The sequence below is a fragment of the uncultured Allobosea sp. genome, from assembly GCF_945956895.1.
In the GTDB taxonomy this organism is placed as follows: Bacteria; Pseudomonadota; Alphaproteobacteria; order Rhizobiales; family Beijerinckiaceae; genus Allobosea.
The window spans coordinates 42,412-61,731 of sequence record NZ_CAMFJF010000003.1 but is presented as its reverse complement, the minus strand read 5'-3'; the positions used below and the strand labels follow the sequence as shown (position 1 = coordinate 61,731).

16 protein-coding genes are annotated in these 19,320 nt (G+C 67.2%); 11 read left to right on the top strand and 5 right to left on the bottom strand.

All coding sequences use genetic code 11. The annotated features are described in order from the left end of the window. Positions 1-66 precede the first annotated feature (66 nt). From Q0Q02_RS02900 to Q0Q02_RS02890, 3 genes are all read left to right on the top strand, one after another. Positions 67-1,098: an ABC transporter substrate-binding protein gene (locus tag Q0Q02_RS02900; protein WP_293806716.1), complete on the top strand. Its 1,032-nt coding sequence runs from the start codon at positions 67-69 to the stop codon at positions 1,096-1,098. A 130-nt stretch (positions 1,099-1,228) separates the two neighbouring features. After that, positions 1,229-2,050 carry an ABC transporter ATP-binding protein gene (locus tag Q0Q02_RS02895; RefSeq protein ID WP_293806714.1) on the top strand — a complete coding sequence of 274 codons (822 nt, stop codon included), beginning with the start codon at positions 1,229-1,231 and terminating at the stop codon, positions 2,048-2,050. A gap of 59 nt (positions 2,051-2,109) precedes the next feature. Next, complete coding sequence (locus tag Q0Q02_RS02890; RefSeq protein WP_293806977.1) at positions 2,110-2,922, top strand: ABC transporter permease; 813 nt, start codon at positions 2,110-2,112, stop codon at positions 2,920-2,922. Positions 2,923-3,029: 107 nt separating this feature from the next. Here the strand turns inward: Q0Q02_RS02890 and Q0Q02_RS02885 are convergent, their stop codons facing one another. Continuing rightward, positions 3,030-3,887: a hypothetical protein gene (locus Q0Q02_RS02885; RefSeq protein ID WP_293806712.1), complete on the bottom strand. Its 858-nt coding sequence runs from the start codon at positions 3,885-3,887 to the stop codon at positions 3,030-3,032. A 312-nt stretch (positions 3,888-4,199) separates the two neighbouring features. On the opposite strand from Q0Q02_RS02885, the gene Q0Q02_RS02880 reads away from it, so the two are divergent. The 5 genes from Q0Q02_RS02880 to Q0Q02_RS02860 all read left to right on the top strand — a co-directional run bounded on the left by Q0Q02_RS02880 (position 4,200) and on the right by Q0Q02_RS02860 (position 8,865). Beyond that, the gene (locus tag Q0Q02_RS02880; protein ID WP_293806711.1) at positions 4,200-5,345 is read left to right on the top strand and encodes an MlaE family lipid ABC transporter permease subunit; all 1,146 of its coding nucleotides are present in this window, start codon (positions 4,200-4,202) and stop codon (positions 5,343-5,345) included. A gap of 2 nt (positions 5,346-5,347) precedes the next feature. Continuing rightward, the gene (locus Q0Q02_RS02875; RefSeq protein ID WP_293806709.1) at positions 5,348-6,178 is read left to right on the top strand and encodes an ABC transporter ATP-binding protein; all 831 of its coding nucleotides are present in this window, start codon (positions 5,348-5,350) and stop codon (positions 6,176-6,178) included. Between the two features lie 3 nt (positions 6,179-6,181). Continuing rightward, a complete protein-coding gene (locus Q0Q02_RS02870; RefSeq protein WP_293806707.1) occupies positions 6,182-7,324 on the top strand; it encodes an MlaD family protein in 1,143 nt (380 codons plus the stop codon). A gap of 4 nt (positions 7,325-7,328) precedes the next feature. Beyond that, positions 7,329-7,934 (top strand): ABC-type transport auxiliary lipoprotein family protein, encoded by a 606-nt coding sequence (locus Q0Q02_RS02865; RefSeq protein ID WP_293806705.1) that lies wholly within the window; start codon positions 7,329-7,331, stop codon positions 7,932-7,934. Positions 7,935-8,151: 217 nt separating this feature from the next. After that, positions 8,152-8,865, top strand: coding sequence for a DNA helicase (locus Q0Q02_RS02860; RefSeq protein WP_293806703.1), 714 nt, complete (start codon positions 8,152-8,154; stop codon positions 8,863-8,865). 245 nt (positions 8,866-9,110) lie between these two features. On the opposite strand, the gene Q0Q02_RS02855 is transcribed toward Q0Q02_RS02860, so the two are convergent. Next, the gene (locus Q0Q02_RS02855) at positions 9,111-15,254 is read right to left on the bottom strand and encodes a hypothetical protein (RefSeq protein ID WP_293806701.1); all 6,144 of its coding nucleotides are present in this window, start codon (positions 15,252-15,254) and stop codon (positions 9,111-9,113) included. 263 nt (positions 15,255-15,517) lie between these two features. Here Q0Q02_RS02855 and Q0Q02_RS02850 point away from each other — a divergent pair, with 263 nt between their 5' ends. The 3 genes from Q0Q02_RS02850 to Q0Q02_RS02840 all read left to right on the top strand — a co-directional run bounded on the left by Q0Q02_RS02850 (position 15,518) and on the right by Q0Q02_RS02840 (position 16,889). Then, positions 15,518-15,856 (top strand): Hpt domain-containing protein, encoded by a 339-nt coding sequence (locus Q0Q02_RS02850; RefSeq protein ID WP_293806699.1) that lies wholly within the window; start codon positions 15,518-15,520, stop codon positions 15,854-15,856. Between the two features lie 85 nt (positions 15,857-15,941). Further along, a complete protein-coding gene (locus Q0Q02_RS02845) occupies positions 15,942-16,262 on the top strand; it encodes a 2Fe-2S iron-sulfur cluster-binding protein (protein ID WP_293806697.1) in 321 nt (106 codons plus the stop codon). A gap of 204 nt (positions 16,263-16,466) precedes the next feature. Beyond that, on the top strand, positions 16,467-16,889 hold the full coding sequence (locus tag Q0Q02_RS02840) for a universal stress protein (protein WP_293806695.1): 423 nt from the start codon (positions 16,467-16,469) through the stop codon (positions 16,887-16,889). 3 nt (positions 16,890-16,892) lie between these two features. Here Q0Q02_RS02840 and Q0Q02_RS02835 read toward each other — a convergent pair whose 3' ends face one another. The 3 genes from Q0Q02_RS02835 to Q0Q02_RS02825 all read right to left on the bottom strand — a co-directional run bounded on the left by Q0Q02_RS02835 (position 16,893) and on the right by Q0Q02_RS02825 (position 19,209). Continuing rightward, a complete protein-coding gene (locus Q0Q02_RS02835; RefSeq protein ID WP_293806693.1) occupies positions 16,893-17,486 on the bottom strand; it encodes a hypothetical protein in 594 nt (197 codons plus the stop codon). 162 nt (positions 17,487-17,648) lie between these two features. After that, positions 17,649-18,824 (bottom strand): VWA domain-containing protein, encoded by a 1,176-nt coding sequence (locus Q0Q02_RS02830; protein WP_293806691.1) that lies wholly within the window; start codon positions 18,822-18,824, stop codon positions 17,649-17,651. 85 nt (positions 18,825-18,909) lie between these two features. Then, positions 18,910-19,209: an HU family DNA-binding protein gene (locus tag Q0Q02_RS02825; RefSeq protein ID WP_293806975.1), complete on the bottom strand. Its 300-nt coding sequence runs from the start codon at positions 19,207-19,209 to the stop codon at positions 18,910-18,912. Positions 19,210-19,320 lie beyond the last annotated feature (111 nt).

Sequence of the window (19,320 nt, the reverse complement as noted above, 5' to 3'; positions counted from 1 at the left end):
TATCGCATGGGATAAGGAGACGGGCCAGTGGCTTGGCCCGGCCGCAGCGTGAGGGGAGAGAGCAAGATGACGACGATGAAATATCGCGTGAACCGGCGTGCCGCGCTCGGGTTGATCGGCGGCTCCACCGCTTCCCTGCTGATCCCCGTGCCGGGCGCGCGGGTCAACGCACAGACGCTCGACAAGGTCAGCTACCAGACCAACTGGCGCGCCCAGACCGAGCATGGCGGCTTCTACCTCGCCGCCGCCAACGGCATCTACAAGAAATACGGGCTCGACGTGGATATCCGCCCCGGCGGCCCGCAGCAGAACCCGACCCAGCTCCTGCTCGGTGGCCGTGTCGACATGATCATGGGCAACTCGCTGGAGGCGCTGAGCTTCGCGCATGAGAACCTGCCCTTCCTCTGCATCGCCTCGATCTTCCAGAAGGACCCGCAGGTCCTGATCTCGCATCCCGGCCAGGGCAACGACACGCTCGCGGACCTCAAGGGCAAGCCGATCCTGATCGCGGCGCAGGCCCGCGTCGGCTTCTGGCCCTTCCTGAAGCTGAAGTTCGGCTTCCAGGACGAGCAGATTCGCCCCTACACCTTCAACATGGCGCCGTTCCTGGCCGACAAGAAGCTGACGCAGCAGGGTTTCCTCTCCTCCGAGCCCTTCGTCATCCGCAAGGCGGGTGTCGATCCGGTCGTGCATCTGCTCGCCGATGCCGGGTTCGAGAACTACAACACCACGATCACGCTCTCCCGGAAGATGGTCCAGGAGAAGAAGGAGCTGGTGCAGCGCTTCACCGATGCGACGCTGGAAGGCTGGGCCGAGTACATGAAGGGCGGCGCCGGCAACGAGGCCGCCAATGCCCGGATCCTGAAGGACAATCCCGACATGGATCAGGAGAAGATCGACTACGCGCTCAAGGTGATGAATGATCGCGGCATCGTCGTCTCCGGCGACGCCAAGACGCTCGGCATCGGCGCCATGACCGATGCGCGCTGGGCAAGCTTCTACAAGACGATGAGCGAGGCGGGCGTGGTTCCGGCCGGAGTCGACGTGAAGAAGGCCTACAGCCTCGACTTCGTCAACAAGGGCATCGGCAAGGGCTGAGAAGGAACGTCGTGCTCGGGTTTGAGCCCTGAGCATCTCGGAAACCAGTGCCTTCTCGTCATGAGGTTCTCGGGTCGAAGCTTCGCTTCGCCCGAGAATGACGGCATTTCGTAGATCGGATCATCAGGCTTTGGACACGGCCTATCTAAGCACACCTCCGGGCAACGAGAGCGCCAGCACGCCGCTGGTGGCGGTCCGGCACGTCTCGAAGCGCTTCGCCAACGGCACGCTCGCCGTTCGCGACGTCGATCTCGAACTGGGGGCAGGGCAGTTCATCAGTCTGCTCGGCCCGTCGGGCTGCGGGAAGTCGACGCTGCTGCGCATGATCGCGGGCCTCGGCGCGCCGACGGCCGGCACGATCACCTGGCCAGGCGAGACCGGCGAGGCGCAAGGCAGCACCGGTCATGGCGCCCGCGATCTCGGTTTCGTCTTCCAGGACCCGACGCTGATGCCCTGGGCCAACGCGCTGACCAACGTCATGCTGCCGCTCAAGCTCAGGGGCGTAGCCCGCGCCGAGGCCGAGGCACGCGCCGCCGAGATGCTCGCTCTGGTCGGCCTCAAGGGCTTCGAGAAGTCCTATCCGCGCGAATTGTCGGGCGGCATGAAGATGCGCGTCTCGATTGCACGCGCGCTGGTGATGCGGCCCAAGATCTTGCTAATGGACGAGCCCTTCGCGGCGTTGGACGAAATCACCCGTCATCGCCTCAACGATGACCTGCTCGCGCTGTGGGAGCGCGAGCGCTTCACCGCCGTCTTCGTCACCCACTCGGTCTTCGAATCCGTCTATCTTTCGCAGCGCATCGTGGTGATGGCGGCCCGGCCCGGCCGGGTCATGGCCGATCTTTCGGTCGACGCCGCCTATCCGCGCGACGAACTGTTCCGGACCTCCGGCGAATACGCCCATCTTTGCCGCGTCGCCTCCAATACGCTGAAGGAGGCGATCGGCCGATGAGCTCACCCGCCGAAACGCTCAGCTCCGATGGCACCGACGCGCAAGCGCTGCCCGTCGCGATGGCCGAGACCCGTATCCTCGGCGTGCCCGCCAGCGTCTGGCCGCGCATCCTCGCGCCGCTGGTGATCGGCGTCATCGTGCTGGCACTCTGGGAGTTCGCGGTCCGCTGGAACGATATCCCGCACTATGTGCTGCCCGGGCCGATCCTGGTCGGGCAGACGCTGGTCGCCGACTGGGGTACGCTCTCCGGCTCGCTCTGGGTCACCTTGAAGATCACCTTCATGGCGCTCGCTGCCGCGGTCGTCGTCGGCGTGACGCTCGCCGTGCTGTTCAGCCAGTCGAAATGGCTGGAGATGGCGCTCTTGCCTTATGCGGTCATCCTGCAGGTCACGCCGATCGTCGCGATCGCCCCGCTGATCATCATCTGGGCCAATGATATCGACCTCTCGCTCCTGATCTGCGCCTGGATCGTCGCCTTCTTCCCGATCCTGTCGAACACGATCCTCGGACTGAACTCGGCCGACCATAACCTCGTCAACCTGTTCGAGCTCTACGGCGCCTCGCGCTGGCAGACGATGCGCTATCTCAAATTGCCGGCGGCATTGCCCTATTTCCTGGCGGGGCTGAAGATTTCCGGTGGGCTTGCGCTGATCGGAGCCGTCGTCGCCGAGTTCGTCGCGGGCACCGGCGGCAGCGCCTCGGGTCTCGCCTATCGCATCCTGGAGGCAGGCTACCAGCTCAAGATCCCGCGCGTCTTCGCAGCGCTGGTGATGATCTCGCTCTCGGGTATCGCGATCTTCCTCGCGACCAGCCTGATCTCGTACCTGCTGCTGCACCGCTGGCACGAAAGCGCCATCCGCCGCGAGAACTGAGCGGCTGGCGAGGAAGCTAGAGCAATTTTAGAGCTGATTGAACCGTCAGGCCGTCATTGCTTCGCTGCGCTCCTGGCAATGACGCTTCAGTCAAGGCGAAAACCGATCTAGACGAAATAGGCGAGCTTGCGCTCGGCCGGCATCGCGTCGATCTCGCGCAGCGCGGTTTCCGACTGCGCCGCCGTCAGACGCGCGGCCGCCGGTGGCGTGTCGGCTTGATCGCTGAAGACGATGTCGTCGTCGAGCAACTGGACGGTGCTTAAGCGCGCTTCGTCCGCCGGGCGGTCGCTGCGCTCCAGCGGGACGGGCTCTTGGCCATCGGTCGCGATCTCGATATCGGCGTAGTGGCGCGGCGCGGCGGAGGGAGCGGGCACCGTCATCGCCTCTGCGGAGGCCGCCATCGCCTCGAAGCTCACGCTCGACTCGCGCGAGACTTCACCAAAGGCCCGCAAGCTGGAATCCAGCATCGCGATCGTGTCGGCGATCTTGTCGATGCGCTGGACCACGCTGTCGACGATGCCGATCGCCGTCGAGATTTCGGAGGCGTTCCGGTCGAGCGCGTCGCAGGCTTCCGCGTCCGCTCCGGTCTCGCGCAGGCTCCAGGCCGTCTCCTGGATGCTCTCGGCCGCGGCGAGCACGGAACCGGCGGCCTTCTCGATCTGCGCGGCAAGCCCGGATGAACGCGCCTCGGCCTTGCCGCTGATCCGCTCGAGATCGGTGCGCAGGTCGCTGATCAGCGCGGCTGCCTCAATCAGATTGGTTTCCCGGCTGGTCTCGTGCACGCCAAGGCCGACGACCCGTTCGATCCGCTGGATGGCGCCGAGCAATTGCAGCGTGTCCGCCTGCCGGTTGCGCTTGGCGTATTCCACCATGAACCAGCGGCCGCGCGCCGTCTCCATCACCGCGGCTTCGATCGCCTCGTAGTCGGCCTGGCTCAGCGGTGTCAGCGAGCGGACGTCGCCCATGACGGATCTGCCTTCGAAGGACCGGCCGAATCAGGAGGGCGGTCGTGACGTTACGTTTCCGAGCCTGCCTTGCGATTTCTTAAGGAATTGCTGCCTTCGCCCCGAATTGGAACAAACAGCCGGCAAAGCCGCGGTTCCCGCGTTCTCGGAAGGCTTCCCTGCCCGGCCGAGGGCCTCGGTCGGCTCGATGCTTGCCAAGCGCGCACGGCGCGGCAATACAGGGCAGGGGGTGGAGGTTGGTGTGGCCGGCACCGCGCGGCCGCGCGGCGCCTCACGGCCGTTCCGGCCAGGGGACAAGGACCTCACGGCAACATGGCGAGCCTCGATACCGCCGAACCGCAGGTGATCCTCCGCGATGATGCGGGCAGGCTGGCGGTGGCGCTTTCGGGCTCCTGGAGCGCCGACCGCGCCCCCCGCATCGAAGAACTGATCGGCGAGATCACCGAGCGCCTGCCTGCGGAGACGGGAGCCCGGATCGACCTTTCGGACGTGACCAGGCTCGACACGCTTGGTGCCTATGTCCTCAACCGCCTGAAGGCACGCGAGGAGAGAAAGGGCGTCGCGCTCGAGCTCGTCAGCAGCAAGCCCGAGCACGGCATCCTGCTCGCTGAGGTCCAGGTTCATGACGAGGATCCGCCGAAGTTGCACCGGCATGTCGGCGTCGTCGATATCCTCGTCGATATCGGCGAGGGCGTCGTGCGCTTCGGGCGCGACATGGTCGGCGGCGCCATGTTTCTTGGCGAGGTCGTGGTCGGCTCGGCCAGCGTCGTCCTCGGTCCGCGCAAGTTCCGGGGGCCGTCGCTGGTCAACCAGGTCGAGCTGATCGCCTTCAACGGCGCGCCGATCATCATGCTGATCTCGTTCCTCGTCGGCTGCATCGTCGCCCAGCAGGGCATCTTCCAGCTCCAGCAGTTCGGCGCTTCCGCCTTTGTCGTGAACCTCACCGGCATCCTGATCCTGCGCGAACTCGCGGTGCTGCTGACCTCGATCATGATCGCCGGCCGCTCGGGCTCGGCCTTCACCGCCGAGATCGGCTCGATGAAGATGCGCGAGGAGATCGATGCCTTGCGCGTCATGGGGCTGGACCCGATCGAGGTTCTGGTCGTGCCGCGCATCCTGGCGCTGATCATCTCGCTGCCGATCCTGACCTTCATCTCCGCGATGGCCGGCCTGGTCGGCGCCGGGCTGGTCTCCTGGCTCTATGGCGGCATCGGCGTCGACACCTTCCTCGCCCGCTTGCAATCGGTCATCACCTGGAAGCATTTCGCGGTCGGCCTGATCAAGGCGCCGTTCATGGCCTTCGTCATCGGCCTGATCGCTTCGATCGAAGGGTTCGCGGTCAAGGGCTCGGCGGAATCGCTCGGCCGTCAGGTCACGGCCTCGGTGGTGAAGGCGATCTTCATGGTCATCGTCGTCGACGGGCTCTTCGCCATGTTCTTCGCTTCGATCGAGTTCTGACGATGGCGCGGCAAGATGCTTCCCACCCCCATCCGACGCAGGCTCCTGGCGCGCCTGAAGCGGTGATCCGCGTCCGCGATCTCAAGGTTGCCTTCGGTGACAAGGTGATCATGGACGGGCTCAATCTCGACGTGTTGCGCGGCGAGATCCTCGGCTTCGTCGGCGGCTCTGGCCAGGGCAAGTCGGTGCTGACCCGCACCATCCTCGGCCTCGTCCGCAAGGCGCGCGGGACCATCGAGGTCTTCGGGGAGGATGTCGACGACCTCAACTTGCAACAGCGCCGCGTGCTCGAGCGGCGCTTCGGCGTGATGTTCCAGCAGGGCGCGCTGTTCTCGGCGCTCTCGGTCAAGCAGAACATCCAGGTGCCGATGCGCGAGTACCTTCAGCTCTCGCCCGATCTGCTCGACGAACTGGCGATGGTGAAGCTCGATCTCGTCGGCCTGCCGCGCGATGCCGCCGACAAGGCGCCTTCCGAACTCTCGGGCGGCATGATCAAGCGCGCGGCTTTGGCCCGGGCACTCGCGCTCGATCCCGAGATCGTCTTCCTGGACGAGCCGACATCGGGGCTGGACCCGATCGGCGCCGCCGAATTCGACGACCTGATCATGACCTTGAAGCAGACTCTGGGTCTCACCGTCTTCATGGTAACCCACGACCTCGACAGCCTGTATCATGCCTGCGACCGAATCGCCGCCCTGGCGGACAAGAAGGTGATCGCGGTTGGGCCGCTGGCGACGATGCTGGCGTCCGACCATCAATGGTTGAAGGCCTATTTCGGCGGGGAGCGCGCCATGGCCAGGCTGCCGGCGGGAGAGCAGGGACAGAGCCTCTAGACGATGGAATCGCGCGCCAATTACGCACTCGTCGGCCTGTTCACGCTCGCGGTCCTCGCGGCGGCTTTCGGCTTCGTCTACTGGTTCAACAGTGGCGGGGCCGGGCGCAAGGAGAGCATCCGCGTCATCTTCACTGGCACAGTGACCGGGCTCGGGCGCGGATCGAGCGTGCTCTTCAACGGCCTGCGCGTCGGCGAGGTCACCAATATCGAGCTCCAGCCGGACGATCCGCGACGCATCTATGCCGTGATCCAGGTCGCCAACACCACGCCTCTGCGCGAGGACACGCGTGCGCGCATCGAGGCGCAAGGGCTGGCCGGCGTGGTCGCGTTGCAGCTCATCGGCGGCGATCCCTCCGCGCCGGTCCTGAAGGCCAAGCCCGGCGAGCCGATGCCGACGATCATCGCCGAGCGTTCGGAGCTGCAGGACATCATCGAGACCGTGCGCAACGTCGCTCAGAAGGCCGATGGCATGCTGACCTCGCTCGACGGGCTGATCAAGCAGAACGCCACGCCGATCAACAACACCGTCCGCAATGTCGAGAAGTTCTCTCAGGCGCTCGGCAACAATGCCGACGGGCTCGACAAGCTGATGGCCGGCTTCGGCAACATCGCCGAGACGATCCAGCCGCTGTCGCAGAAGCTGCAATCGCTCAGCGAGGAACTGACGGCGGTGGTGCGCTCGGTCGATCGCAACCGGATCGCCAGCATCGTCGATAATGTCGACAAGTTCACTGGCGCGCTCGGCGGCTCCAGCGCCGATGTCGCCAAGGTCGTCAAGGACGCGGCCTCGCTCTCGGCCAAGCTCGACCGCGCGGCCGATCAGGTCGAGGGCGTGCTCAAGGCGGCGAAGGGCTTCCTTGAATCCGGGTCGGGGCCCGATGGCCGCAGCGCCTTCCAGGAGGTCGCGGATGCCGCCAAGTCGATCCGCACGCTCGCCGACAATCTCGACAAGCGCACCGCTGAGATCACCGCCGGCATCAGCCGCTTCACCGGGCCGGGTCTGCGCGATGTCGAGACGCTGGCCTCGGACGGCAAACGGACGCTCACGGAACTCAACCGCACCTTGCGGAATTTCGAACGCAACCCGCAGCAGTTCATATTCGGCGGCAAACCGCCGCTCCCCCAGTACAACGGATCCCGCTAGCCCCATGACGATCGAGGTTCAGCTTCCTGCGGCCCGCCGGGCTCATCGCCTCCTTCCGGCGCTGGTCGTGGCTGCGGCTGCACTGCTCGCAGGCTGCGGCGGCGGGGCGACGCCGACCACCTTCGACCTTTCGGCTCCCGGTGGTTTCGGCAAGGTCGGAGGCTCGCGGGCGATCATGGTCGTGGCCGAGCCGACGGCGGTGCAGGCGCTCGACTCCGATCGCGTCATCGTCAGGGATTCGAGCGGCGCGCTCTCCTTCGTCGGTGGGGCGCAATGGGCGGACCGGGTTCCCGCCCTGGTGCAGGCGCGCCTGATCCAGACCTTCGAGAATGCCGGCCGCGTCGGCTCGGTCTCGGGGCCGGGCCAGCGCATCTCGCCCGATGTCCAGCTCAACACCAATATCCGCAGCTTCAACATCGATGCCGCGACGGGCATGGCGGTGGTCGAGATCACCGCCCGCATCGTCGGTGACAGGACCGGGCAGATCCAGCGGGCGCGGCTCTTCGCGGCGCGCGTGCCGGCCGGCGCGGTCGACGGACCGGGCGCGGCCCAGGCGCTCGACAAGGCATTGTCGCAGGTTCTGGTCGAGATCGTGCGCTGGGCGCGCTGAGCGCGCCTTCGCAGCGCCCATAGTTTCCCAGGGCGATCGCAGCCGATTCCCTTCCGGGGCCGGCTGCGCTAGGCTGTGATTCCGGCTCGGCCCGAGCCTCCCCCCTCCAGCCGGGGAAGCATCGTCATGCAGGGCATTTCCGACGATCCGACCGTCTGTCCGGGCATCACGCATAAGGAGGGATTGCGCCAGCTGCTCGCGATAGGAGGTTCACGCCATGAATTTGTCGGCCCCGATCCATCAATTGAAGCGCAAGGCGAGGCTCCTGAGCCGGGCCGAGCGCATACCGCTCCACACCGCGCTCGACCGCATCGCGGGCGAGGAGGGCTATCGCAGCTGGAGCTTGCTTGCGGCGAAGCAGCCGGGAATGACTTCGGTTCGCGCGCTCTGGCCCCTGCTGGAGCCGGGCGATCTCGTCCTGATGGCGGGGCGGCCGAGGCAGGGCAAGACGCTGGCGAGCCTCGCTTTGCTCGCGGAAGCGATGCGGTCCGGGCGTCGCGGCCTGTTCCTCACGCTCGAATACACGCCGGCCGATGTGCTCTCCCGGTTGCGCGCGATCAAGATCGAGCCGGGTGAATTTGCCGGCCTGTTCGACTGCGACTGCTCCGATGCGATCAGCGCCGACTACATCGTTGCGAGACTGGCGGAAGCGCCGCGCGGCACGGTGGCGGTGATCGATTACCTGCAATTGCTCGACCAGCGCCGTGATACGCCGGAGCTGGCGCTTCAAGTGAGCATGCTGAAGGCATTCGCGCGGGAGAGGGGCCTGATCCTCGTCTTCCTCTCGCAGATCGACCGCTCCTATGAGGGCTCGAGCCGGCCATTCCCCGAGATCGTGGATGTCCGGCTGCCCAATCCGCTGGACCTCGCCCTGTTCGACAAGACCTGCTTCGTGAACCGAGGCGAGGCGCGTTTCCGCGCGGCGGCTTAAACCTGCCGATTTCACCCGGAAACACGCCGTCATCCCGGGCTTGACCCGGGATCCATTCCGGAACGCTTCCGATCAAGGTTCAGGCATGGATCCCGGCTCTTCGCATCGCTCCGGCCGGGATGACCCGCGTTTCCATTGAAGGTCTGTGCGTCCCAGGCGCGCGGCAGGCCTTTGCGGAACAGCCCAAAATGGAAAGGCCGCCCGTCAGGGCGGCCTTGCGCATTTCGGTTGCTGGAGCTGCGCGCTTACTCGAAGCGCCCGCTGGCATGGGCCAGCATCGTGTAGACCTTGCCGGTTTCCGAGGTCAGGTAGGTCTTGGCTACCATCGAGTCGCGGTCGTCCTTGGCGGCTTCGCCGAGCAGGCGCTCGAACTCGTCGATATAGCGGTCGACCGTGTCCTTGAACTCGGCGTCGCGGCGGTACTTGCGACGCATCTCGTCGAAGGTCTGCTGGCCCTGCAGCGTGTAGAGCCGGCGGGTGAAGACGTTGCGCTCGCCGCGCTTGTAGCGGTCCCACAACTCCACGGCCGCGTCATGGTCGATCATCCGCGCGATGTCGACGGAGAGCGAGTCGAGCTTCTCGATCGAATGCGACGTCGGCTTGCTTGGCTCCGGCTGCTTGTCCTCGCGCGAAGCGCGGGTCAGCAGGTCCGAGAGCCAGCCCGCCTTGGCCGGCTGCTGCTGAGCCGGCTCCGGCTGGCGGCGTGGCGCCTCCTGCACGGGGGTGGGACGAGTCGGCGCGGTCGCGGTCTCGATGCGGACGTTGGGACGCAGCGCGGCAGGCTGCGCGGGCTCGCTCGCCGCATCGATGGACGGCCGCAGCAGCGGCTCCTCCGCGGCGGGCGCGGGCTGCGGCGCAGGCGTGAACGCCTGGGCAGGCCGGGTGGGAGCGGCCGGGGCCGGAGCCGCCGGGGCAGGGGCGGCGGCAGCCGCGACCGGGCGCCGGCTGGCGACGTGGTCGATCGGCAGCGAGACGTCGCCACGGCGGCCGGCGCGCGTCACGATCTCGGTGAGATCGTTCAGCGCCTTGATCTGCTCGGCGACGACCCGGCGCATGGCCGAGGTCGATTCCTGGGCCTCGGCCGGCAGTTCGAGCACGCCGCGCTTCAGTTCGGCGCGGGTTGCTTCCAGCTCGCGCTGGATGTCGCCGGTGATGCCGCGCATGTCCTGCGCCGCCTTCTGGAAGCGCTCGGTCACCTTGGCGATCTCGCCACTGATCTCGGTCGAGACCTGAGCATAGGCCGCGCGCAGGGCTTCCGCCGTGCGCTCGCGCTCCTGGCCGGTGGCCGAGCGGATCGTCTCGAACTGCTGGGCGATCGCGTTCGTGGTCGATTCCGCCGAGTCGGACAGGACCGTGCCGATCTGGCGGGCGCGTGCCTCGGCCGTGCTGAGCGACTCGTCGATCAGCGAGGCGAAGGAACGGGTGATCGACTCGACATCGTCGGTCCGGTTGGCGATCAGCCCGTGCAGCTGCTCCAGCGCCTCGCGGCGCTCGGAGAGGGCCTTGCCGACGCGGCCCTCGATCTGCTCCAGCCGGCCGGCGACGGCGTTGAGCGCCGCGCTGCTGGCCTGCGTCACGTCGTTCAGCGAGGTGCCGCGGTCGTCGAGCTGGCCGATCAGTGCCGCAGTCTCGCGCAGCGTGCCTTCCGAGAAGCTCTTCAGCTCGGCGATCTGCGAGGTGACCTGCTGCGAGGCCGAGCCGGCCTCCGCCATCACCGTTCCGATCACGGTCTGCAATTCGCCGACGCGGGTCGACAGGCTGTTCTCGACGGCGGCGAGGTTCTTGTTCGCGCCGTTGACGATCTGCTGCATCAGCTTGTTGGCCTCGCCGAGGCGCCCCAGCATGCCGCCGAGCTCCTCGCGCAGCTGCTCGTTGGTGCCGACCAGCGCATCGATCGACTGGCGCGAGCCGGATTCGAGCGTCTCGCGGAGCGCGTTGGACGAGGCCTCGACGGCGTTGGCGATGGCCGCGCCACGATCGCGCAGGCCGGCGACGATGGCGTTGCCGCGGCTTTCCAGCGCACGCACCACCGTCTCGCCGACCGAGGCGAACTCGTTGGCAAGCGCTTCGCCGCGCTCGTTCAGGGCTTCGACGGCGCCGTTGCTCCTGGCGTCGAACACGGCGCGCAGAGCCTCGACACGTTCGTCGACCGACTGGGTGAAGGTCGCGCCCTGCTCGCCGAGAGCCGCGACGAGGCCGCTGCCCTTGGCGTCGAACACGGCGCGCAGCGCTTCCATGCGCTCGTCGAGCGACTGGGTGATCGTATCGCCCTGGCGGCCGAGCAATTCGACGAGCCCGTGGCCCTTGGCGTCGAAGGCGGCGCGCATGGCGTCCGTCCGCTCGTCCAGCGAGTTGGCGATCGCCGTGCCCTGGCGCTCCAGCGCGGTGACGATGCCGGCGCCCTGGCCCTCAAAGATCGCGCGCAATTGCTCGGCGCGCTGGTCGAGCGCGCCCGAGATGGCGTCGCCACGACGGCCGAGCGCGGCGACGATGCCGAGCCCGCGATCGTCGAACAGGGTGCGCAGCTGCTCCGCGCGCTCGGTGAGCGCAGCCGCGATCGCCTCGCTCTGGCCGGCGAGCGCCGAGACCATGCCGCCGCCCTGGTCGTCGAACAGCGCGCGCAGCTCCTGCGCCCGCTCGGCGAGAGCCGAGGCGATGGCGTCCGAACGGCCCTGCAGCGTGACGGCGATCTCGTCGCCGCGGGTGTCGAGCGTGTGCGAGACGGTGTCGAGCCGGCCGACGACGCGCTCCTCGAAGCGCGCGACGCTCTGGTCGAGCGTATCGGCGATCTGGAGGGCGCGGCCGCCCAGCGTCGCATTGATCGTGTCAGCCTTGTCGCTGAGCGTGCGGGTGAGCGACTCGCTCTTCGAGGTGACGACCTCGCCGATCTCGTCGGCCTTGGCCGCGAGCGCGCGGGTGACGTCGCGCCCGCCTTCGGCCAGCACGCGGGCGATATCGACCGTGCGCTCGACCAGCGCCTCGTTGAGGGCGGTGGCGCGCGAGCCGAGGCTGCCGTCGATGCGCGCGATCAGGCTGTCGAGCGTGCCGGCGATCTCGGCGCTCTTGGCGCCCGAGCGGTCCTCGAACAGCTTGATCTGGCTCTCCATCGCGTCGGCCGCCTCGCGGGTGCGGTTGGCGAGCATCTCGGCGGCTTCCAGTGCGCGGGCGCCGGCCTTGTCGGCCAGCACGACGCTGTCCTCGGAGATCAGCTTCTCGACCTGGGCGATGCCGGCATGGAGCGCGGCGGTGAGCTGCTGCGCGTCGCCGGAGATCTTGGCGGTCAGCGTGCCGCCCTGGTTGACGATGAGGTCCTCGAAGGCGCCGAGACGCGCGGCGAGCGCGTTCTCGACGTCGCGGCCCTGCGTATCGAACAGCGCCGAGAACGCGGCGAGGCGTCCGCCGAGCGCGGCCTCGATCTCATGCCCGCGCTCGTCGAAGAGCTTGGTCAAGGCGTCGTGGCGCAGCGCCAGCGCTTCGTTCAGCGCCTGGGCGCGGCCCTCGACCGAGCGCAGCATCGACTCGGCGTTGGCCGAGAGTGCCTCGTTGACGCGTCCGCCTTGCTGGGTCAGCGCCATGACGATCTCGCGGCCGGTGCCGGCGAGCATGGTGCGGGCGTCCTCGGCATGGACGGTGAAGGTGTCGCGCAACCCTTGCGTCGCCTCGGAGACGCGGTCGGCGACATGGCGGCCATCGACATTGATGGTCTCGGTGAGGGTGCGGGTCGCATCGGTCATGCGGCGCGCCAGATCCTCGCTCTGCTCGCCGAGCAGGGTGTGGACCTCACGGCCGGTGCTGACGAGATCGCGCACCATGGCCTCTCGCTGCTCGCCGAGCAGGGCGCCGACCTTCTCGCCGGTCTCACTGACGCTGGCGAGGAAGCCGGTCTGCTGCTGTTCGAGGGCGCTTCTCGCCGCTTCGATGCTGCCGGTGACGCGGGCGGCCAGCGTCTCGCCGCGCTCGTCGAGCTGCTGGTCGATGCTGGCGCCGGTCTCGGCGAGGCGAGTAATCAGCGCGTTCGAGCGCTCCGCCAGGATACCGTGCACCGAGCGGCCGACATCGGCGACGCGGCTGGCCAGCGCCTGGCTCTCGTTGCCGAGCAGGTCCTTGATCTCGAGCCCGGCCTGCGAAACCTTCACGGTCATCGCGCCGGCCTGCTCCTCGAGCAGGGCGCTGACGCGCATGCCGGTCTCGGAGAGACCGGTGATCAGGCGCTCGCTCTCGTTGCCGACGACGGCGCTGACGTCCTGGCCGGCCTGGGTCAGGCGGTTGACGAGCAGTTCGCTCTCGTCGCGCAGGCGCGTCTCGACGGAGTTGACGGCGCCCGAGACGCTGGAAACCAGCGCCTCGCTGCGCTCCGACAGCAGCTTGGCGACATCGGCGCCAGCATTCGAGACGCGCGCGACGGTGGCGTCGCTGTGCTCGCCCATCAGGCTGGCGAGGCTGCGGCCGGCTTCGGCAACGCGATTGACGACGCCGTCGCTCTGCTGGCCGACCAGATCGGCGAGTTCGCTGCCGGCGCTGGAGACGCGGCCGACAAGTCTTTCTGCCTGCTGGTCGAGCAGGGTATGGACAGTCTGGCCGGTTTCGTTCAGGCGGTCGACGAGCTTGCTGCCTTGATCGGTGAACAGGCCGTTCACCTGGCCCGCCACGTCGGAGATGCGGCCGGTGAGCGCGTCGCCATGCTGCGCGACGGATTCGCCGAGGGACTGGCTGACATCGCTGACGCGCAGGATGATCGCTTCGCTACGCTCGCGCAGCACGTCGTCGACGGTGCGGGCGGTCTCGTTGAGGCGGCTGACCAGCGTGTCGCCATGCGTGCCGATCAGGCCATGGACGCTCTCGCCGACTTCGGTGAGCCGGTTGGCGATGGCCTCGTTCTGGCGGACGAGCAGGCTGTTGACCCCGCGCCCGACCTCGGCGAGGCGCGTCGTGACGCTCTCGCCTTCGTCGGAAAGGATGTTGCGCAGCGCCTCGCCGGATTCCGCCAGTCGCGCCTGCAAGGCCTCGCTCTGGCTCTCGATCAGCGCGACCATGCTGCGGCTGCTGACCTCGAAGCGCTCGGCCGCTTCCGTGCCGCGCGCCGAGATGTCGCGGGCGAGGGTCTCGCCTGTATTTTTCAGCAGTTCGTTGACGGTCTCGACGCGGCCGGTGAGCGTCTCGGCGACCTGCGTGCCGGTTTCGCTGATGGCGCGGGTGACATCCTGGGCGCCTGCGGTCAGGCCCTCGGTGAGGACCGCGCCAGTGCGCTCCAGCGAACTCGCGATCTCCTTGGCGCGGCCGTCGAGCATGTCGGACAGGTTGCCGCTGGCGCCGGCCAGGCGCTCGGACACCTCGCCCGAGGTGATCTGCAGGCGCTCGACGAGGTCGTGGCTGCGGCCGCTGATCTCCTCGATCATCTTCTCGCCGGCGCGGCCGAGGGCCTGGGTGATCTGGTCGCCCTTGGCGCCGAGCGAGCCGGTGACGCGGTCGCCGGCCTGCGAGACGGCTTCCGCAATGGTGCGGCTGGCGCTGTCGAGGTCCTTGGCGAGCCCGTCATGGGCGCCGCTGATGGCGAGCTTGACGCGCTCGGCATTGCCGACCACGGCCTCGCGCTGGGTGACGAGCTCGTCGATCAGCGAGCGTAGGCGGATTTCGTTGTCGGCATAGGCGCGCTCCAGCGTCGAGATCTCGCCGCGGACGATGGTTTCAAGCTCGCCGGCGCGCGCCACGGCGCGCTCGATGCCGTCGCCCATGGCGGCGACCTCGCGGCGGATGGTCTGGCTGAGCGACAGCACGGAATCGGCGCCGGCGACCTCAGGCTCGGCGAGGCGCAGCGCGACCTCGGTCATGGCACGCGAGATCAGGCGCATTTCCTGCGTGCGGCGATAGAGTGCTGCCAGCACGAAGAAGAATACGACCGGCGCGCCAATCGAGAGCGCGAGCAGTGTCCATTCGCCGATGCCGAAGCTGGCGACGGGCTCAGGCAGGCCGTTGCTGAACGAACCGTAGCGGCCGAGCAGGACGAAGGCGGCGCCTCCGAGCCAGGCGAGCGAGGCCAACGCTGCGAACCAATAGGGCTTGCTGGACGGGCGCACGGCGAAGGCCTGGACCAGCGAGCTCGAATCCCGGCGATCGTCGTTGGCGACGCGGCTGGTATCAGGCGCGATCGCGGCGCGTGGCGGCGCCGGCTGCTGAGGGGCGGGGGCGGCAGGTGCTGACGCGGGTGAAGCCGGGGCCGGCTCGACGCGCGGCAGCTCGAGCTTCAGGTCGTTCTCGCTGGTCGTGGGCAGCCGCGGCTCCGTCTCGACCGGCGTCTCGGTGCTGTCCTTGGGCTGGTCAAGGCGAAGCGCCTCTTCGATCGCCGACATCGCAGCTTCAGTGGGGTCCTGGAGCTTCTTGGGCCGATTCATCGTTGCCGCCTCGCCACGCTACTGAACATGGGCGCGTACGGTGATCTCCGTCGCCCCATGCCGCCTCTGGCCGGGTGAACGGAGACACTGCGCCCATCATTTACCAATTGGAAGGGTAGTGGACCCCAGGACCCTTGGAAACCCATTTGACCGCACGATTCACAAACGTCGTTAACGCCTCGTTTACCATCAGGGCGCTTCCTGAAAGGGCATGAGGCTGGCCCATGCGGCCATTCGATGACGATTGCCCAAGAGTTCCCGACATGACTGAGAAGGTCATCGATTTCGCCTATCTCTCCCGCCAGACCGCCGGCGACCACGAGCTTTTGCGCGAATTGCTCGCGCTCTTCGCCCAGCAATGCGTCGTCCACCTGCGCGCGATCCACGGCAGCGCCGACCGGCAGGCGCGGATGGATGCGGCCCATACGCTGAAGGGCGCAGCCCGTGCTGTCGGCGCCTGGCAGGTCGCGGAGGCAGCCGACCGCATCGAGGAGAGTCTCGCCGGACCGGAGCAGCAGGCGAGCGAAACCGCGCTCGATGCGCTGGCCCTTGCTGCAGCCGAGGCGAGGGCGGTCATCGCCCGCTTCGATTGTGCCGCCTGAGCAGGCGGCTGCGGCACGAAATCCCGTTCCGTGCCGCTTTGAAATGCTCTAAGCGGTGCCGGAGATCGCGCCGCCGGAGTTCCCCATGCCGAACATCACCTTCATCGACGCTCATGGAGAGAGCCGCACCGTCGAGGCCGAAATCGGCTCGACCGTGATGGAGACGGCGATCCGCAATGCGGTGCCCGGCATTGAGGCGGAATGCGGCGGCGCCTGCGCCTGCGCCACCTGCCATGTCTATGTCGACGATGCCTGGACTGCCGCTGTCGGCCATGCCGAGCCGATGGAGGAGGACATGCTGGACTTCGCCTTCGACGTCCGTCCGAATTCGCGCCTCTCCTGCCAGATCCGCATCCGTGCCGATCTCGACGGCCTCGTCGTCCGCACACCCGAACGCCAGGGTTAGTCCCGCGCGCGGCGCTGCGCCGCATCCCGCATTTTGCGCTGGATCATGGCGCGGGTGCTGGCAAACTCCATGATGGTTGCACGACCGGCTGAGATCGCCGCGCCCTGCCGGGCGCCGCAACAGCGATCTAAGCATCATTTGTGATATCGTCGGGACATCCGAAAGACGGCATTCGTTTTTCGGCCCGATGCCATGGAGGATACGATGTACAGATCGATCATGGTCCCCGTAGATCTCGCCGAGGCCGAGCTGGCAAAGCCGGCGATCGCGGCAGCCGTATCCTTCGCCAAGATTTCGGGCGGGCGCGTGCGGCTGGTCTATGTCCGCTCGCTTATCCCGGTCACCTATATGGAATTCGTGCCGGCCGATTTCGATTCCGAACAGCAGGAGGATGCCGAGGCCAAGCTCGCCGAGATCGCGGCGAAGGTCGATCTCCCGGCCGAGCAGGTTTCCGCTAAGGTATTGATCGGCTCCGTCCATGGCGAGGTGCTGGCCGAGGCGGACGCGGGCGGGATCGACCTCATCGTCATCGGCTCGCATGAGCCGGGCATGCTCGCCTATGTCATCGGCTCGAACGCTTCGGCGATCGTACGCCGGGCGAAGTGCTCGGTGCTGGTGGTTCGCTGAACGTCAACCCGTCCCGCCCGGGACGAGGCTGTCAGGCACCTCTCCGGTCGCGAGTTCGCGCGGCCGGTTGAGCTTGACGAGCGGCCAGACCTGCCAGAACGAGGCGGCTGTCAGCAGGACGCCGAGCAGACCGGCGTTGGTCGCGCCCTGTTGGAAGGCACGCAGCGTGAAGGCCGCGAGCATCAGCAGCGACAATGCGCCGACGACGGTGACGCCGAGCCAGATCGGCTTCGGCCGCCCGGCGACGAAGCGGGCGCGCGGATTGGCCTTTGCAATGGCGGCCGCCAGCGCCGTGACGAAGCGGTGATAGCGTGGATCGTCGCGGTCGAGATCGGTCAGCGAGCGCCAGGACAGGTTGCCGAAGGTCACGGTCCGGCCGTCGCTGAGCCTGAGCTGCGTCTTGTAGCCCTTCGATGAGATATTGCCGGGCGCGTAGACGAAGCGCACCTGCTCGACCGCGCTCAAGCGGATGCTGTCGACCCGGCGCGTCCTGTCGACTTCCAGCGTGTCGCCGTCGAGCTTGTAGGCGATCTCGAAGCCGACAGGCTTGGGCCGTTGGCGCCAGCTTGGGGCAGGGGCGTCGTCGTCGTTATGCATCGCGGATTTCTAGGGCAATTTCGGTTGGTTTGATGTCATCTCGGGCGAAGCGAAACGTAGGCCCGGGATCCATGCCGGAGCATTTCCGATAGAGGTTCAGGCATGGATCCCGGCTCGGCGCTGCGACCCGGCTTGGCCGGGATGACCCATGGGAAAGAGGCCTCACCGCGCCAGAACCTTCATCGCGCCATCGAGCCCGTCGAGCGTCAGCGGGAACATGCGCCCGCCCATCAGGCCACCGATCTGGCGGATCGACTGGGTGTAGTTCCAGAGATTCTGCTGCACCGGATTGAGCCAGACCGATTTCGGGAACTTGGCCGCCAGTCGTTCCATCCAGACCTCGCCGGCCTCCTCGTTCCAGTGCTCGACCGAGCCGCCGGGCATGGCGATCTCATAGGGGCTCATCGAGGCGTCGCCGACGAAGACGAGGCGATAGTCGGACGGGTAGGTCCGAAGCACGTCCCAGGTCGCGATCTGCTGGTCGTGGCGCCGGCGGTTCTCCTTCCAGACCCGCTCATAGGGGCAGTTGTGGAAGTAGAAATGCTCGAAATGCTTGAACTCGGCCCGTGCCGCCGAGAACAGCTCCTCGGCCAGCTCGATATGCCAGTCCATCGAGCCGCCGACATCGAGGAAGAGTAACACCTTGACCGCGTTGCGGCGTTCGGGGCGCAGTTTCACGTCGAGGTAGCCGTGGCGGGCCGTTTCGGAGATCGTGTTGTCGAGATCGAGCTCCTCGGCCGCGCCGGTGCGGGCGAAGCGGCGCAGGCGCCGGAGCGCGATCCGCATGTTGCGCACCCCGAGCTCGCGCGTGTCGTCGAAATCCTTGAATTCGCGCTTGTCCCAGACCTTCACCGCCCGGAAATTGCGGTTCTTGTCCTGGCCGATGCGGATGCCTTCGGGATTGTAGCCATAGGCGCCATAGGGCGAGGTGCCGGCGGTGCCGATCCACTTGTTGCCGCCCTGATGGCGGCCCTTCTGCTCCTCGAGCCGCTGTTTCAGCGTCTCCCAGAGCTTCTCCCAGCCCATCGCATCGATCTGGGCCTTTTCCTCGTCGGTCAGGAATTTCTCGGCGAGCTTGCGCAGCCATTCCTCGGGAATGCCGGCTTCCTCGATCGCCTGCTGCAGTGTCTCCATGCCTTTGAAGACCTGGGCGAAGACGCGGTCGAACTTGTCGAGATGGCGCTCGTCCTTCACCAGCGTGGCGCGGGCGAGATAGTAGAACTCGTCGACGCGATGCTCGGCGAGATCGGCCTCCACCCCTTCGAGCAGCGTCAGGTATTCGCGCAGGGTCACAGGGACCTTGGCGGCGCGCAGATCGGTGAAGAGGCGAAGGAACATGCCGCTAATGTGAGGGCATGGTGCGCTGGGTCAAGCAGCGTCCGCGCTTCATGTGCAGACGCTGCTCGAACCCGAACGTTGGCTGTTACGCCACCGCGTCGGCGAGGTCCTTGGTGACCTTGAACTTCACGACGGTCTTGGCCGGAACCTTGATGGTCGCGCCGGTGGACGGGTTGCGGGCCTCGCGGGCCTCGCGCTTGGCAGCGGAGAGCTTACCGATGCCGCCGAGCGTGACGTCGTCGCCCTTCTTCAGGGTCTTGGCGACGGTCGTGCCGAGAGAGGCCAGGATGGCCGAGACGTCGGCCTTGGTCTTGCCGGTCTCTTCGGCGATGGCGGCGATCAGTTCGTTCTTGGTCATGAATTCCTCCTTGAGAAGGTGGTTCAGGCGTCGCGTGCTGGATGACGGCCGTTCATGCTCGTTTCCGACACGAGCGACCGCGACACATGGATGCCATTCGCGGCGCGCAACTCACGCAGTTGCCACGGTTACCGCGGA

Excerpts from the sequence above, each read along its gene's own strand:
- Q0Q02_RS02880 (WP_293806711.1), top strand. The coding sequence starts at position 4,200 with ATGGCGAGCCTCGATACCGCCGAACCGCAGGTGATCCTCCGCGATGAT.
- Q0Q02_RS02835 (WP_293806693.1), bottom strand. The coding sequence starts at position 17,486 with ATGCATAACGACGACGACGCCCCTGCCCCAAGCTGGCGCCAACGGCCC.
- Q0Q02_RS02885 (WP_293806712.1), bottom strand. The coding sequence starts at position 3,887 with ATGGGCGACGTCCGCTCGCTGACACCGCTGAGCCAGGCCGACTACGAG.
- Q0Q02_RS02900 (WP_293806716.1), top strand. The coding sequence starts at position 67 with ATGACGACGATGAAATATCGCGTGAACCGGCGTGCCGCGCTCGGGTTG.
- Q0Q02_RS02855 (WP_293806701.1), bottom strand. The coding sequence starts at position 15,254 with ATGAATCGGCCCAAGAAGCTCCAGGACCCCACTGAAGCTGCGATGTCG.
- Q0Q02_RS02840 (WP_293806695.1), top strand. The coding sequence starts at position 16,467 with ATGTACAGATCGATCATGGTCCCCGTAGATCTCGCCGAGGCCGAGCTG.
- Q0Q02_RS02860 (WP_293806703.1), top strand. The coding sequence starts at position 8,152 with ATGAATTTGTCGGCCCCGATCCATCAATTGAAGCGCAAGGCGAGGCTC.
- Q0Q02_RS02870 (WP_293806707.1), top strand. The coding sequence starts at position 6,182 with ATGGAATCGCGCGCCAATTACGCACTCGTCGGCCTGTTCACGCTCGCG.
- Q0Q02_RS02845 (WP_293806697.1), top strand. The coding sequence starts at position 15,942 with ATGCCGAACATCACCTTCATCGACGCTCATGGAGAGAGCCGCACCGTC.
- Q0Q02_RS02850 (WP_293806699.1), top strand. The coding sequence starts at position 15,518 with ATGACTGAGAAGGTCATCGATTTCGCCTATCTCTCCCGCCAGACCGCC.
- Q0Q02_RS02875 (WP_293806709.1), top strand. The coding sequence starts at position 5,348 with ATGGCGCGGCAAGATGCTTCCCACCCCCATCCGACGCAGGCTCCTGGC.
- Q0Q02_RS02890 (WP_293806977.1), top strand. The coding sequence starts at position 2,110 with ATGGCCGAGACCCGTATCCTCGGCGTGCCCGCCAGCGTCTGGCCGCGC.
- Q0Q02_RS02830 (WP_293806691.1), bottom strand. The coding sequence starts at position 18,824 with ATGTTCCTTCGCCTCTTCACCGATCTGCGCGCCGCCAAGGTCCCTGTG.
- Q0Q02_RS02865 (WP_293806705.1), top strand. The coding sequence starts at position 7,329 with ATGACGATCGAGGTTCAGCTTCCTGCGGCCCGCCGGGCTCATCGCCTC.